The sequence below is a fragment of the Bradyrhizobium uaiense genome, assembly GCF_010811875.1.
In the GTDB taxonomy this organism is placed as follows: domain Bacteria; phylum Pseudomonadota; class Alphaproteobacteria; order Rhizobiales; family Xanthobacteraceae; genus Bradyrhizobium; species Bradyrhizobium uaiense.
On the sequence record NZ_VKHP01000677.1, the window covers coordinates 1 to 259 of the forward strand.

The 259-nt window shown below is 62.5% G+C and carries 1 protein-coding gene; it reads right to left on the reverse strand.

The window, feature by feature from the left end; all coding sequences use genetic code 11:
• Positions 1–259, reverse strand: a 259-nt coding sequence (locus FNJ47_RS47040) for an IS66 family transposase (RefSeq protein ID WP_163163617.1), incomplete at both ends; no start/stop codon positions are given.

The following is a 259-nucleotide window of genomic DNA, read 5'->3' on the forward strand; positions in this document are numbered from 1 at the left end:
CGTCCCGCGCCTGCCTTTCAACCCGGTAGAGCTGTTCGAAGAACCGCAGCGCCTGTTCTGGCGGCCCGCCACCCTTCTTTCTTGCTTTGAGTGCATCGACAAAGCGCCGCCGGGAGTGGGCCATGCATCCAATGTGGGTAGCCCCTTCCAGCGTGCGCCATGCGGTATTGCCGTCGCTCTTCACAATGCCGCGGTAATCGCCGAGGAAGGCCTGCGGGTGGATTTGGCCGCGGCCCGGCTGATAATCCAGAAGAACGAT